Source organism: Pseudomonas sp. 2822-17, from assembly GCF_002742485.1.
In the GTDB taxonomy this organism is placed as follows: domain Bacteria; phylum Pseudomonadota; class Gammaproteobacteria; order Pseudomonadales; family Pseudomonadaceae; genus Aquipseudomonas; species Aquipseudomonas cyclaminis.
Map to the genome: position 1 here is coordinate 31,975 of NZ_LJRZ01000300.1, position 12,941 is coordinate 44,915.

13 protein-coding genes are annotated in these 12,941 nt (G+C 63.2%); 5 read left to right on the forward strand and 8 right to left on the reverse strand.

The window, feature by feature from the left end; genetic code table 11:
• Positions 1 to 2: 2 nt before the first annotated feature.
• Positions 3 to 707, forward strand: a complete 705-nt coding sequence (locus AOA60_RS05780) for a tetratricopeptide repeat protein (RefSeq protein ID WP_099583579.1) — start codon at positions 3 to 5, stop codon at positions 705 to 707.
• Positions 708 to 717: 10 nt separating this feature from the next.
• Positions 718 to 990, forward strand: a complete 273-nt coding sequence (locus AOA60_RS05785; protein ID WP_099583580.1) for a DUF3613 domain-containing protein — start codon at positions 718 to 720, stop codon at positions 988 to 990.
• 11 nt (positions 991 to 1,001) lie between these two features.
• On the opposite strand, the gene AOA60_RS05790 is transcribed toward AOA60_RS05785, so the two are convergent.
• Together AOA60_RS05790 and AOA60_RS05795 are read right to left on the reverse strand one after the other, a co-directional pair.
• Positions 1,002 to 1,784, reverse strand: a complete 783-nt coding sequence (locus tag AOA60_RS05790; protein ID WP_099583581.1) for a response regulator transcription factor — start codon at positions 1,782 to 1,784, stop codon at positions 1,002 to 1,004.
• Positions 1,785 to 1,911: 127 nt separating this feature from the next.
• A complete protein-coding gene (locus AOA60_RS05795; RefSeq protein ID WP_099583582.1) occupies positions 1,912 to 2,361 on the reverse strand; it encodes a prepilin peptidase in 450 nt (149 codons plus the stop codon).
• A gap of 72 nt (positions 2,362 to 2,433) precedes the next feature.
• On the opposite strand from AOA60_RS05795, the gene AOA60_RS05800 reads away from it, so the two are divergent.
• Both AOA60_RS05800 and AOA60_RS05805 read left to right on the forward strand, forming a co-directional pair.
• A complete protein-coding gene (locus AOA60_RS05800) occupies positions 2,434 to 2,877 on the forward strand; it encodes a TadE/TadG family type IV pilus assembly protein (RefSeq protein ID WP_099583583.1) in 444 nt (147 codons plus the stop codon).
• Positions 2,874 to 5,612, forward strand: a complete 2,739-nt coding sequence (locus AOA60_RS05805; RefSeq protein ID WP_099583584.1) for a PAS domain-containing sensor histidine kinase — start codon at positions 2,874 to 2,876, stop codon at positions 5,610 to 5,612. The genes AOA60_RS05800 and AOA60_RS05805 overlap by 4 nt, the downstream gene beginning before the upstream one ends.
• Here AOA60_RS05805 and AOA60_RS05810 read toward each other — a convergent pair.
• The 6 genes from AOA60_RS05810 to pbpC all read right to left on the reverse strand — a co-directional run bounded on the left by AOA60_RS05810 (position 5,597) and on the right by pbpC (position 12,558).
• Positions 5,597 to 7,543 (reverse strand): pilus assembly protein TadG-related protein, encoded by a 1,947-nt coding sequence (locus AOA60_RS05810; protein WP_099583585.1) that lies wholly within the window; start codon positions 7,541 to 7,543, stop codon positions 5,597 to 5,599. The genes AOA60_RS05805 and AOA60_RS05810 overlap by 16 nt on opposite strands.
• Before the next feature lie 118 nt (positions 7,544 to 7,661).
• Positions 7,662 to 8,219: a DUF4136 domain-containing protein gene (locus AOA60_RS05815; protein ID WP_099583586.1), complete on the reverse strand. Its 558-nt coding sequence runs from the start codon at positions 8,217 to 8,219 to the stop codon at positions 7,662 to 7,664.
• Positions 8,220 to 8,264: 45 nt separating this feature from the next.
• On the reverse strand, positions 8,265 to 8,867 hold the full coding sequence (locus AOA60_RS05820; RefSeq protein WP_099583587.1) for a DUF4136 domain-containing protein: 603 nt from the start codon (positions 8,865 to 8,867) through the stop codon (positions 8,265 to 8,267).
• A 24-nt stretch (positions 8,868 to 8,891) separates the two neighbouring features.
• On the reverse strand, positions 8,892 to 9,641 hold the full coding sequence (locus AOA60_RS05825; RefSeq protein ID WP_099583588.1) for a methyltransferase: 750 nt from the start codon (positions 9,639 to 9,641) through the stop codon (positions 8,892 to 8,894).
• Positions 9,634 to 9,942 carry a MazG-like family protein gene (locus tag AOA60_RS05830; protein WP_003188211.1) on the reverse strand — a complete coding sequence of 103 codons (309 nt, stop codon included), beginning with the start codon at positions 9,940 to 9,942 and terminating at the stop codon, positions 9,634 to 9,636. Before AOA60_RS05830 ends, AOA60_RS05825 begins: the two co-directional genes overlap by 8 nt.
• Positions 9,943 to 10,227: 285 nt before the next feature.
• Complete coding sequence (pbpC, locus tag AOA60_RS05835; protein WP_099583589.1) at positions 10,228 to 12,558, reverse strand: peptidoglycan glycosyltransferase PbpC; 2,331 nt, start codon at positions 12,556 to 12,558, stop codon at positions 10,228 to 10,230.
• 89 nt (positions 12,559 to 12,647) lie between these two features.
• On the opposite strand from pbpC, the gene AOA60_RS05840 reads away from it, so the two are divergent.
• Positions 12,648 to 12,941, forward strand: a complete 294-nt coding sequence (locus AOA60_RS05840) for a hypothetical protein (protein ID WP_099583590.1) — start codon at positions 12,648 to 12,650, stop codon at positions 12,939 to 12,941.

The following is a 12,941-nucleotide window of genomic DNA, read 5'->3' on the forward strand; positions in this document are numbered from 1 at the left end:
CGATGAAACCACTGATTGCCGCCATGGCCCTGCTGCTGCTCGGCGGTTGCGCCAGCAACGGGCAGACGCCCTGGGCCTCATTCACGTCGCCCGGCAGTTGCGCCAAGCCCAGTTCGGAACAGGACCTGGCGCTGAACCTGGCCGATGACATGGCCAACGAAGACAAGCTCCACGCCAGCCTGGCCAACCTGCAAAGCCTGCCCGATACGCTGCCCCAGGTGCGCCAGCGCAAGGCCCGCGCCTATCGCTTGCTGGGACGCAGCGAGGCCGAGCCGTTGTACCGCAGCCTGATCGGCACCTGCATGGCCGCCGAGGGTGAACACGGGCTGGGGCAATTGGCGGTGGCGCGGGGCGACAACGCCCAGGCGCTGGTCCATCTGCAAAATGCTGCGCGGCTGGCGCCCACCGACGAGAAGATCCGCAATGACCTGGGTGTGGTCTACCTCAACCAATCGCGCCTGGAAGAAGCGCGCTTTGAATTCTTGACGGCCATCGAGCTCAAGCAGAGCGACCCGTTGGCCGCCGTCAACCTGGTGACGTTGCTGATTTATCAGGACGACTGGGGACAAGCAGCCAAAGTGGTCAGCCAACTGGGCCTGAGCCCCGCGCAAGTCACCGAAGCCCAGGCGCGCGCGGCCAAACTCAAGCGCAGCCCTGCACGCAAAGTCGCGGCAGTCGCCGATGCCCTGCCCGTGACGATCAAGTAAGGAGTCGAGTATGAAAGCCCATTTACTGATGTGCCTGTGCCTGAGCCTGCTGCCGCTGGCCGCGGCGGCCATCGAGCCGGGGCCTTCGTCCCCACAGCAGGCTGAAACGGAAAATTGGCTGGCGCTGCAGGTCAATGGTCTCGCCGCGTCGCCCACCCCGCAAACCACCACGCCGGCGGAACGCGAACAGGCCCTGCAACGCTGGCTGGACAGCAACAAGCATCCGATCCCGGAATACTTCGAGTCGAAATCCAGCTCGTCCGGCGGTGGCGACAGTAAATGAAGTGATGAGCGTCAGTGCGCCGTGACCCGCTGACGCATGACCGAGTTACTCGGCGACAGCGCCAGCGCCAGTTGGGTGCGGTTGTGCATATGGGTCAGGCGCAACACCTGCGACACATACAGCTTGACGGTGTTTTCGGTGATGCCGAGTTCGCAGGCGATCTGGTAGTTGGTCTGCCCCTTGCCCACCAGACGGGCAACGTCGAGCTGACGCGGTGAGAGCTGATCGAACATGGCCGGGATTTCCACCGCCGCAGGCTCCTCGCCGACCGACTCGGCCGCGTCCACCACGCTCGGGCTGCGACGCACCTTGTCGAGATCCTGATACAGATCGTTGATGGATTCGGAAAGGTATTGCAGCTTCAGGTTCAGTTGCCCCAGGTGCAATTCCTTCTGACGCTCCTCCAATGCGGCTTCCTGGCGCTGCAGGCCTTCGAGCAGTTCTTCGAGGTCGATCGGCTTCTGGTAGTAGTCCGAGATGCCGGCGCGCAGGGCCTTGATCACGTCCTGTTTATCGGCACGCCCGGTGAGCATGATCGCCTCGAACGCACGATGCTTGCCCGCGATGTTCTGCATGGCCTGGACCAGTTCGATCCCATCCATGTCCGGCATGTGCAGGTCGCACAACACCAGGCCAATCTCCGTGTCTTCGGTGAAGCGCTGCAAGGCATGGCGGCTGGATTCGCAAGGGACGCAGCGATAGCCGCTATTTTCGATAAATTCACAAAGCTCCTCGACGATCAGTGGTTGATCGTCGACCACGAGCACTTTTACAGCCGAAGTGAGCTTGTTCACACGTTACTCCATGCCTGGCAAGCCAAATGATTGACCTATCCCTTTTCGACGCAGAATGTGAATCATCTGCTCAATAAACCTAGCCCTACTTTCCGACTATGTACATAGCGATAGAGGCCTTGTGCGACTAGTGGATCCAAAACCAATACAGGGCAAAACCTGTCAATACAAACGGTGCGAAAGGCTGCTTTCTTGACGTGCGCCTCGTCGCTGTTTCATGGCGCGCGCCAAGCCCTTGATGCACAAGCGACCAGGCCGCGAGCAGCGCCGCCGCAAGAATCAGCGACCACAGCAAATGATTCACCGTGGTGGCCAATCCCAGCGCCGCGAGCAGCTTTACGTCCCCCGCGCCGAAGCGGCCCAGCGCGTACCCCGGCAAGGTCAGCAGCAAGGCCAACACCAGCGCCCACGCGCCCTCGCCTGCTGGCGCACCCAGCCAGGTGCAGCCCGTCCACACCACATACAGCAGGGCCAGCAGCGCCGCACCGAGGGTCAACCCGTTGGCGATATGCCGCTGACGAAAATCCTGCACGGCACAGACACTCAGCCAAAGCAGCAACACCGCGCCATGGATCACGTAAAAAACATCCCTTTTTGCTGAATGATTCTATGCTGATATCAAGTAGTAGCCGTCAGGGTAGACGCAGTCATGAGAACCAGCCTCCCCAGAACGCAAAAAGGTGCCGCGGCGATTGAGTTCGCCTTGGTTTTCGGGATCTTTTTTGCGGTGTTCTATGGATTGATCAGTTACAGCCTACCGCTGCTGTTGATGCAATCTTTCAATCAGGCGGCAGCCGAAGCGGTGCGCCAGGCTATGGCGGTCGACCCAGTGGCTGCCGGCACCGCGTATGGCACACAGGTCACCCAACGCGCCAAAGACACGGTCGTCAGCCAATTGAGCTGGATCCCCGCCAGTTTCAACTTTCAGAGCAGCTACATCAGTTCAACCTACGTCGGCACCACCCTGACCGTGGCGATCAGCTACCCCACCACTAATCTGTACTCCGTGTTCCCGGCGCTGGTGATACCCGGCGTGGGCACCGTCCCCAGTCTGCCGGCCAGCCTCTACGCGCGTTCGAGTCTGCAACTTTGACGGCGGGGGACAACCTCTTCGGGCGCCTGCTAGGCCGCACCGAGGCCCTGGCCCGCGAAATAACGGCCATGCCCGCAACCGGGCTGCACGTGCACCTGGATCAGCTGGGCCATGTCCTGCACATCGGCGGCACCCTGCGCTCGCAACTCGCCGCACCCGCCGCCAGCGAGCACAAGCCACTGCTGCGTGAGCTGCTGTGCGCGGCCAGTGTCCTCAGCGTCGAGGGCAACCCCGCAGACTGGCAATACCAGAGCCTGGACCTGGATTTCCAGGCAAGCGCCGGCAAAGTCCTGCATCTGCGCGGCTGGATCGAGCCCGACGGCGACGGCTGGAACCTGCACCTGATGGACGTCAGCGACTTGCTCGCCGAGCACCAACAGGCCGGCGATCGCGAGGAGAACCATCAGCTCGCCAGCCGCATGAGCGAGCAGCTGCGCGTGTGCAGCCTGAGCCGCTTGCCGGAAGTGCTCAACGAACAACTGCGCAGCCTGTCGCAGCACTGGCACATTCCCTGTGTCGCGTTGGCGCTGCTGGATGATGAAACCCAGGGTTGGCGGATCTACAGCCAATACGCCGGCCACGACGCACCGACCTTGTGGCAGACCGACCAGCCCCTGGGCACCAGCCTCGACAGCGTCAATGGCAACGTCCCCTTGAGCCTGCCCAATGGCCGCAGCGACAACCCCCGGCTGCACAGCGTGTTCGGTGATGCCGACGGTTTTCTGGTGCCCTACCGCGATGGCCAGGGCGTTGCCGCGTGGCTGCTGTGCGGCTTTTATGATGGGCAGGCGCAGATCAGCAACACCGAATGGCTGCACCTGTGCGCCGCCCTCGCCGCGCCGCTGCTGAGCCGTTTGCGCGAGCAGCGCTACCATCAACAGCTGGAGCGCGTAGAAGCCTTGCAAGGCCTGCTCGGCACCGGCTGGTGGGAGTTGCTGCCGGCCACCCGCGAAATCCAGCTCGCCCCGCAGTTGTTACGCAGCCTGGGCCAGGAAGACGGCGCCAGGCGCCAGCCACAGGCAGCCTGGCTCGAATTGATCCCCCCCGCCGACCGCCAGGAGTTCGACAGCCGCCTGCACGATCTGCAAGTCCTGGGCAAACCGCTGCTCGCCAGCGTGCGCCTGCAACGCAGCGACGCCGACGGCCACCCGCTGTGGTACCGCGTGCAGGGCCAGGTGCTGGGGCTGGGCGACAGCCAGCGCTGGATCGGCGTGATGCTCGACATCAGCGATATCAAGAACCAGCAACTGCAAGCCGCCGCCGCCCACGCACGCCTGGACAACCTGATCGCCAGCGCTCCGGCCGTCATCTATGTACAGCGTTATGTCAGCGGCGCGCTGCACCCGGCGTTCTTCAGCGACAGCCTGCTGCCGCTGCTGGGCTGGACCCTCGACGACTGCAATCACGACAACCTGCTGTCGTTGATCCACCCCGACGACCGCGATGTCTATTTCGAACGCACCCGCCAGTTGCTGCGCGAAGGCACCGTGCGCAGCCGCTACCGCGTACGCGACAAACGGGACCACTACCACTGGCTGCTCGATGAAGCCAAGTTGCTGCGCGATGACCTCGGTCTGCCGGTGGAAGCCGTCGGCCTGTGGCTGGACGTGACCGAAGCGACCCTGGCCGCCGAGCACGTCAAGCAAAGCGAAGAGCGCTACCGCATCCTGGTAGAAGACTCACCGGCGATGATCTGCCGCTACCTTCCGGACCTGACCCTGACCTTCGGCAACACGCCGCTGGCCAACTACCTGGAATGCCCGCCGGCGCAACTGCCGGGGGTGAACCTGGGCCATTGGCTGTCGGACGAACAGCGCCAGGCCTTTGTGCAGCGCATCCGCCAACTCACGCCGGAGTTCCCGGTGAGCACCGCCGAAATCAGCCTGGAACTGCCTGGCCGCGAGCACGCCTGGTGGGTGTGGTCTGACCGGGGAGTCTTCGACGCGCACGGCACACTGGTGGAAGTCCAGGCCGTGGGCCGCGATAACACCGAAGTACGCCGCTCCCAGCAACAACTGACCCAAAGCGCGAAAATGGCCACCCTCGGCGAAATGGCCACCGGGCTGGCCCACGAGATCAATCAACCGTTGAACGTCATGCGCATGGCCATCGTCAACGTGCTCAAACGCCTGAGCAGCGGCGACGCGCCGGTCGACTACCTCACCGAAAAACTCCAGCGCATCGACGCCCAGGTGCAGCGTGCGGCGCGGGTGGTTGACCATATGCGCGTGTTCGGCCGCCGCTCGGAAATCGAGCAGCAACCGTTTGATCCTGCACAGGCGGTCGAAGGCGCGTTGTCGTTGCTCAGCGAAGGGGTGAAGGGCAAAGGCCTCGATCTACGGGTGATACCGGCGGACTTTGTCGTGCAGGTCAACGGCTACGTCGATCAGCTCGAACAAGTGCTGATCAACCTGGTGGTCAACGCCCGCGATGCGCTGCTCGGCCAGCGTGAGAAAAATCCGCAGCTGCAGCCATGGATTGCGCTGCACAGCGAGCATGACAGTCGTCATGTGCGCATCTGGGTAGAAGACAACGCCGGTGGTATTGACCCGCGCCTGATGGAGCGGATTTTCGAGCCGTTCTTCACCACCAAGCCGATTGGCGTGGGCACCGGGCTGGGGCTGTCGGTGAGCTACGGGATTGTCGAGAACATGGGAGGACGCCTGAGCGTCAGCAATGGCGCCGACGGTGCGCGGTTTTGCGTGGAGTTGCCCATTCTTCAGATCACCAGATAGGCGCGGCCCATGTGGCAAGTGAGGTTGGCGCCGACTTCGGCGTTGCCCAGATTAATGCCCAGCGCCGCCAGCAGCGTGTTGACGATGGGATCGAGGATCGGCGCAAGCACGGTTTGGATCAGTCCAACCACGCTGCTGACGATTGACGCCAGTGCCGTCGTCACTGTGGTGGTGGGGTTGTTCGGCGAACTGCCGGTGGGCGGCACGTAAGTAACCTGCAAGCCGCTCAAGGTGGTGCCGAGGCTGTTGACGATGTTGGCGGTGCCGGGCGCGTTTTTATAGGTGGGTGTCGCGTTCATCTCCGCCACCGGCAGAAACACCATGGGGTTGGTCTGCGCCGCCACCGTGGTCAGGGCGCGCAGGTTCAAGCCGCCGCCGACACCAGCAGTACGCGGCCCGCAGATCAAGGTCAGCAGGCAGTATTTCTGGCCAAAATCGATCAGCCGGATCGGTTGCACAGTCACCGCCGCCGACGACGAAAACGCCGACACCGGGTCCACATAACCGACACCCAAGGTGGCAAGGGACGTGGTGGCCTGCACGGTCAGCGACTTGGTCGCCGGCGTGGCGCAACTGTAGTCGGTGACGTGGCTCTCGGCGCTGGCCGCTTCGATGTAAATCGACAACGTTTCGGTGATGTCCACATCCGCCACATTGCAGCCGACGACACACAAGATACCGCCCACCACAGCGGGCAGGTTCAGGTTGAGCAGGCCGCCGACCACCTTCGATACCGGGGTCGTCAAGCCCGCCAAGATGGACGAGACACCTGAGACCACTTTGAGGATCGGCGCCTGCACCACCACCAGGGTCCGCACTTGCGCGGTGCGCACGAAAATCTGATCGGTTGGCGGGCTTTTCAACAGCCCGGCCTTGGCCAGCGCGGGGTTGCCTATCGCCGACAGCTGCGGCGCCTCAATCACCTTGGTCTGGATCGACACATTGCCCACCAGCGGAATACTCACCTGGGTCGCCGCGCTCACCGCACTTTTGCTGCTGGACAACTGCGCCACCGCTTCCAACAGTTGAAACAGCTGCACATTGGTATTCAGCGCGGCGGCGGGCGTCCCGGTGGCGACTTTCAACAAGTCGCCTACTTTCAACAGTTGGGTAGTGGGGGCGATGGCCTTCACTGAGATCACATCGTTGATCACCGCCGTGGCCACCGCGCCATTTTTTTGCAGCACCTTCACGGTGGCATCGATCAGTTGGCTGGCGGACACGGCGGTGTTGAGCAATGCATCGTAGTCGCCAGCGGTCACGTTCAATTGCACCGCCAGTTGGTCAAGGAAGCCGAGCAGGTTGACGTTGGTCTGCAACAGTCCGTTCCAGCCGGCTGCCGTGATCGACAGGCTGCCGCCGAGCAGATTGCCGAGCGCCAGGTTGAGCAGCGGGGATTTGGTGGAATCGACCGTTGCCAGGCTGCTGCGAATCGTCAGTTGTGCGACCGGCGGTGCAAACGCGGCCACGGCGGTGGCGGTCAGCACCGTTTGCGTGGATATCGGCGTGCCGCTGAACATGTTCCAGATACCGCCGGCGATGCTGGTCATCACGCTGTTAGTCGCCACCACGCGGATTGCGTCGTTCTTGCTGGCATCGGCGGTGTAGACGCGGATATTGCTGGCGTTGGTTGCCAGTGAGCCGCAGGTCACGGCCAGGCCACGGGTGGTGTCGCCGGCGACCACGGTGAAGCCATTGCGGGTGGCGTTCTGTATGGCGAAGTCATTGGCGGTGGAGGTTGGCGTGCACACGCCGCTACGCCCCGCCGCTTCCAGGGCGGCGCTGTCGGCGATGGACTGCAATTTGCGCTTTTCCAGGTACAGGCGACCGCTGTCAACTGCCAGCAGCATGAAGACCATAGCCACGGCCAGGGTCCCCGCTGCCATCAAGCCAATCGCACCACGCTGTCTGAAACCAGGTCGGGGAGACATCAAGGCACTCCTTAGCGCTTACTCTCCGTAGGTGCTGTGGAGTGTAGACAAGGCTTGGGAGGTGCGTTGGCCAGTGGCCATAAATTGCTGTTCGGGTTGATCCAGTGGCGGGGCCAGGTCAGTGCGGCGGGTAGCTGGAAAGGATGCGCGTCACCGTCGTGCGGATTGCGTTATTACGGTCCTGTGGGTTGGGCGTGCTGCTCATCATCTGTTCATCGCTGCCGCGCCACACCAGTTTGCCGTCCTTGCCGTCGAGCAAGTCGATCTGGAGGGTCGCGACTTTGTAGGTGATGTTGCGCGTTTCGTTGTACATCGGCGCGCCCCAGTAGCCGTTCCACGGGCCGCCCCAGGCGCCGCCGTAGTTGGTGGTGACTTGCTGCTGGCGGTCTTCGACGATGAGGTAGGCCTGTACGGTCAGGTCGGCCTTGGTACCGGCTGCGGCGGGGCGCAGGCCGCGTTGGTCGAGTTGCTCGCCCACGGCTTGGCGGATGCGTTGTTCGGTGAGGTCGCTCTTGATCCGTGGATCATCAGGGCGGTATTGCAGGGCCGGGTCTTTCCAGGCCCAGTTGCGGTAGGCGCCGAAGTCTCGGCTGGCGTCATAGTCGTGGTTGACCTGGCTGGTCTGGCAACCGCCCAGCAGCACGACAAAAGCGAGCGTAGCGATGCGACGAAACATGGTTTTTCTCCAAAAAGCGAACAGCGCTTGAAATGAGAATAGCGGTTAACGGGGCGGGTAGGCGCTCATGGCCTTTTGCACGGCCTGGCGCAAGGCATCGGCGCGCTCGCCGAGGCTGCCCTGGCTGGCAGTTTCGGCGCTGGTGCTCCACACGGGCTGACCGCTGCGGGCGTCAAACAGGTTGACCCGCACCACGGCTACCGTCACCTCGTAAGTGCGCACGATCGGCGCCGAGTTGTACATCCCGTAGCCATTGCCGTAGCGGTTGTAGCCGCCGTAGCCGTAACCGTAGTCATCCTGGACTTGCTTGAGACGCTTCTCCAGGCGCACGTCCGCACTGACCAGCACGTCGGGCGCGCGGTTGTCGTGCAAGGGCCGCAGGCCGCGTTGGTCGAGGGCGCCGCTGACGGCTTCGGCAATTTGCGCCGAATCCGCCCAGGCCGAGCCCGCCGGCAGTTGGCCGTTGCGCCACGCCCAATTACGGTAGGCGCCGTAGTCGCGCACCGGCGCAGGATACGCACTGGCATCAAAGGTGGTAGCCGCCTGGGCCGGCGCCGGTGGCAGAGGCGCAGACGCCGCCACATAAGGGTTGGGGCTGGAACACGCGCCCAGCCCGAGGGATAACAGGATCAAACAGAGACGACGCATTTCGACCTCCGCAGACTGGGCCGCTTAAACCGGACGGCAGATCCAGTGCAAATAACGCCCAAGTCCGGCAAAGCTTGGGTGACGACGGTGAGCGAGTTCCATCTCAACAAGGTCCTGTAAGTTCACGCGGGCCTGGAATTCCACCGGCATATAGTCGTGGAAAACGCGCACGCCACTTTGGCTTTCGACCTGCCATAGCCCGTCGAGTTGCGCCGCCAATTCGCGCGGGTCGAGGGGCTGTTGCGGGGTCAGGCTCTGCTTTTCGCCGGCCATGTCGTTCTTGCGCATTTTGCGGAAGTGGCCTTTGAGCAGGTTGCGATAAATCAGCGCATCACGGTTGTAGAACGCCAGGGACAGCCAGCCACCCGGCACCGTCAGTTGGTGCAGCACCGGCAGGATTGCATGGGGTTCGGCCAGCCATTCCAGCACCGCGTGGCACAGCACCAGGTCGTAAGGTTCGGTGAGCTGGCCGAGCAGGTCTTGCCAGGGCGCATGGATAAAGGTCGCCGTCTGCCCGGCCTCGGCGAAGCGCTGGCGCGCACCTTCAAGCATCGGCTCGGCGGGTTCGGCCAGGGTCACCTGGTGGCCGCGCTCGGCCAGCCACAGCGACATATGCCCCAGCCCCGCGCCGATATCCAGCACGCGCAAGGGGCGTGCCGGCAGGGCTTCAATCAAGTCGGCCTGAAGCACAGCCAGGCGAATCGCGCCTTTGGCACCACCGTAGATTTTCTCGGCAAAGCGCGTGGCCAACTGGTCGAAATGACGGTCACTCATGGGCAAACCGCCGTTCGCTGTCAGCCAGTTTGGCGCGCACCACTTCGTTCATGTCCAGGCCCAGCTCACTGCACAGCAGCAGCAGGTACAGCACGATATCGCCGACTTCCTGCCCGGCGTGGGCGAGTTTGTCGGCGGGCAACTGGCGGGATTGGTCTTCGGTCAGCCATTGAAAGATTTCCACCAGCTCGGCCATTTCCACGCTGGCGGCCATGGCCAGGTTTTTCGGGCTGTGGAACTGCTTCCAGTCGTTGGTATCGCGGATGCGATGCAGGCGTTCGGTGAGGTGTTCGAGGTTCATAGGGGGCTCCTGAAGGGGTATAGCTTCCGGGGGATGAGCCTTCAAGGCAAGTGAATCACTTGTGTGGGAGAGGGCTTGCCCCCGATGAGCATGGGTATCTACACAACTCTCAAAGGCTTACACATAACACTGTGGTGATCGGGTTCTTGCTGATGCTACGCGGTGTTTGTTATTGGGGCTGCTTCGCAGCCCAGCGCGGGACAAGCCCGCTCACCACAACAGCCCATTTGCCATAGATTCAGCATCCACTGGAAGTTGTGTCGATACCTATGCCCCGATGAGGCCCTAATCCACCACGCTGAATTCAAGCCGTGCAGTTTGACCGGCCTCATCCAGGACACTGAGCTGATAGCGCCCCAACCGCTCGAAACTGGCATTGATAAAGTCCTGATTGGCACTGTCCCCCAACGGCGCGCCATTGAGGAACCACCAGCGCCGACCACTGCCGCCCAGGGCCGAGATTTTCAGGCGCAGGGTTTGTTGGCTGGCGGCGGGCAGGCGCAGTTGGTCGCCTTCACGCACGCCGACAATGGACAGCGGCGAAGACGCGGCCAGCGCCGGTGGCGGGCAATCCGGATCGGCGGCCGGGATGCGTGCTTCGCGGCGCTCGGCCCTTGGCAGCCACGGTTCCAAAGGCGCGGGCCAGAGGGCGATATGGCGGGCGACGGCACCGGGGCAATGGGCGTCAACCTGCAAGCCCTTGGCGTTGACCCAAATACTTTCCATCAAGCCCACACTCAGTGGTTGGTCCAACGCCTGCAAGGTCGGCGGCGTGGTGTTGTCCAGGGTCCAGGCGAAGCGTTGGCGCCGACAATTCGGATCGCTGCGGCTCATCGACTGGCCCAGGGGCCAACAGATCGCCGCCACGCCGACAGTGGCTGGCACCGGTAAAACCGACGCGCTGATGCCGCGCTGGCTGTCGCGGTTGGTCAACACGTCATGCACCTGCAACATCAGAGGCGCCGCCGACGCCAAGCCGAACTGGCCCGGCACGGGCGTGCCGTCCGGTCGGCCGATCCACACGCCGATCAGGTAGCGCGGCCCCACGCCAATCGCCCAGGCATCGCGAAAGCCGTAGCTGGTGCCGGTTTTCCAGGCAAGCACCGGGCGCTGCACCAGCTCGGCACGCGGGTCGCGATCCGGCCGCGCTTGCCCACTGAGGATGCGCCGCACAATCCAGGCAGAACCCGGCGACAGCATTGGTCGTTCTCTCAACGTGTCGTCAGGCTGCAATCGGATGGAAGCGCTTTTACCGGCCCGGGCGAAGGCACTGTAACCACCCACCAAATCTTCCAGACGGCTGCCCGCGCCGCCGAGGATCAGCGCCAGGTTCGGCTCGGCCAACGCAGGCAATGCCAGGGGCACGCCGCCGATGCGCATCTCGGCGGCAAATCGCTTGGGCCCGTAAGCTTCCAGCAACTGCACCGCCGGCAGGTTCAGGGAGCTGGACAACGCAGTACTCGCCGGCACCGCGCCGGTAAACCCCATGGAGAAATTGCCCGGCCGGTAATCACCATACCGCCGGGGCACGTCCTGCAGCAGCGACTCGGAGTGAATCAGCCCCTCATCCAGGGCCAGGCCATACAGGAAGGGCTTCAAGGTCGAGCCTGGCGAGCGCAACGCGCTGATCATGTCAACATGGCCAAAGCGCCTGGCGTCATTGATGTCCACCGAGCCCAGATACGCGCGCACGGCCATGGATTCCTCTTCCACCACCAGGATCGCGGCCGAGGTGTGCTCCGGCAACCGTGCGCGCCAGCCCAGCAACAGGTCTTCGAGACGGCGTTGCAGGGTGGCGTCAACGGTGGTGCGGATCAGCGGCGGGCTGTCGGGGCGGTTCAGGCGGCGGGCGAGCAAGGGGGCCAGGCTCGGTTCCAGGCGTGGGGCAAGTAGCAGCGGTTCTTCAAGGGCTTCGTCGACCGCCGATTGCGGCCATACCTTAAACTCGGCGAGGCGCCGCAAGACCTTGTCCCGAGCCTGCTGGGCGCGCTGCGGATGGCGGTCCGGACGCAAGCGGCTAGGCGCCTGGGGCAATACGGCAAGCAAGGCCGCTTCGGCATGGGTCAATTGCGCCGGGGATTTGCCCAGATAGGCCCAACTGGCCGCGGCCACGCCCTGCAACGTGCCGCCAAACGGGGCGCGGTTCAGGTAGAGGTTGAGGATTTGTTCCTTGGACAGGTGCCATTCCAACTGCGCGGTGCGCCACAGCTGGCGCAATTTACCGTGAAAGGTGCGTGAATGCGGGTCGAGCAAACGGGCGACCTGCATCGACAAGGTGCTGCCACCCGACACCACCCGAGCGCCGGTCAGGTTCTGCCAGGTCGCGCGCGCCAACGCCAGCGGGTTTACGCCTGGATGCTGGTAGAACCAGCGGTCTTCGTAGGTGAGCACGGCGTCCAGGTAATACGGCGAGACTTCGCTGGTTTGCACCGGGTAGCGCCACACCCCATTAGCATCGGCAAACCGCCACAACGGCGTGCCATCCTCGGCCAGCACCACCCGCGCCAGGTCATCCTTGGGCAGGGGCAGCGGCCAGATACGGTCGGCCAGCCACAGCAGGGCAATCACCAACAGGAGGGTCGCCAGGGTCCAGCGGGCAACTAAACGCAATTTCAAACGGGCAAACCTCTATGCTGGTAGGGAACTAGCCTGTCGCATTAACAACCAAAGGCACAGACACGCCCACCTCTTATCAGGACACGCACATGCAGGTAGAAAGCTTTTTCGAGTGGTTGGGCCAGGCGCTCGGCTCCATCATCCGGTTTATCGTCGACGGCCTCAGCGGTTTGTTCGGTGTGCTGACCCATGCCGGCGCAAACTTTGTCGAAGGGTTGTCCCGTACGCTGGGCATGGACACGTCGATTATCAGCATCATCACCCTGATCGTCGGCCTTATGTTGCTCTACTCGGCAGTCCGCGCATTTATGCGGGCGTCGATCATCATGGGGATTATCTGGTTGCTGCTGGGGCTGTGGCTGCTCAGCTGGGTCGTGCACTAA

Excerpts from the sequence above, each read along its gene's own strand:
- AOA60_RS05780 (WP_099583579.1), top strand. The coding sequence starts at position 3 with ATGAAACCACTGATTGCCGCCATGGCCCTGCTGCTGCTCGGCGGTTGC.
- AOA60_RS05785 (WP_099583580.1), top strand. The coding sequence starts at position 718 with ATGAAAGCCCATTTACTGATGTGCCTGTGCCTGAGCCTGCTGCCGCTG.
- AOA60_RS05800 (WP_099583583.1), top strand. The coding sequence starts at position 2,434 with ATGAGAACCAGCCTCCCCAGAACGCAAAAAGGTGCCGCGGCGATTGAG.
- AOA60_RS05810 (WP_099583585.1), bottom strand. The coding sequence starts at position 7,543 with ATGTCTCCCCGACCTGGTTTCAGACAGCGTGGTGCGATTGGCTTGATG.
- AOA60_RS05815 (WP_099583586.1), bottom strand. The coding sequence starts at position 8,219 with ATGTTTCGTCGCATCGCTACGCTCGCTTTTGTCGTGCTGCTGGGCGGT.
- AOA60_RS05820 (WP_099583587.1), bottom strand. The coding sequence starts at position 8,867 with ATGCGTCGTCTCTGTTTGATCCTGTTATCCCTCGGGCTGGGCGCGTGT.
- AOA60_RS05825 (WP_099583588.1), bottom strand. The coding sequence starts at position 9,641 with ATGAGTGACCGTCATTTCGACCAGTTGGCCACGCGCTTTGCCGAGAAA.
- AOA60_RS05830 (WP_003188211.1), bottom strand. The coding sequence starts at position 9,942 with ATGAACCTCGAACACCTCACCGAACGCCTGCATCGCATCCGCGATACC.
- AOA60_RS05840 (WP_099583590.1), top strand. The coding sequence starts at position 12,648 with ATGCAGGTAGAAAGCTTTTTCGAGTGGTTGGGCCAGGCGCTCGGCTCC.